Here is a 605-nt window from a genome sequence, read left to right on the forward strand (position 1 = left end):
AACCAGGCCCCCTTCACCCGCGCCAGCAACTGCACCGGCATCGCATCGAGCACTTCATTGCCGACCACCACACCCTGCATGGACTCAGGCAGCTCCCCAAGCCATTCGACCCGCCCCGCATACCCCGCCAGCGCCTGCTGCTGCCGCTCACGCAAGGTGCCCGACAGATCGACGATGCGATAGCGCACATCGCCGCGCCCCATCTCGCCCAGCGCATGCAGCAGCTGCACCGCCAGCGCCCCCGAGCCCGCGCCGAACTCCCACACCGTGTCGGTGCCGGTCTTCTCCAGCGCCTCCAGCACCTGCACAGCGAGCGTGTGCCCGAACATCGGCGTCAGCTCGGGCGCGGTCACGAAGTCGCTGCCGGACGAGGGCATGTGGCCGAACTTGGCCGAGGTGTTGGCGTAATAGCCCAGCCCCGGCGCATACAGGGCCAGGGCCATGAAGCGGTCGAAGCCGATCCATCCGCCCGCGCGCTCGACGGAGCGGGCAATCAGATGGTCGAGGGCGATGGGTAAACTGTTTGTCGTTGGCGTCGTCACGGCGCCATTGTCCTCTTCCTGTCTTCTGTCTTCTTCCTCCGAATGAGCGCCATCCCACCCTCC

1 protein-coding gene is annotated in these 605 nt (G+C 66.9%); it reads right to left on the reverse strand.

The genetic code is table 11. The annotated features are described in order from the left end of the window. Positions 1-542, reverse strand: a 542-nt coding sequence (locus AC07YS_RS31915) for an SAM-dependent methyltransferase (protein WP_495273841.1), incomplete at its 3' end; no start/stop codon positions are given. Positions 543-605 lie beyond the last annotated feature (63 nt).

The organism is Variovorax sp. GW458-11-26-14-LB1 (assembly GCF_059423965.1).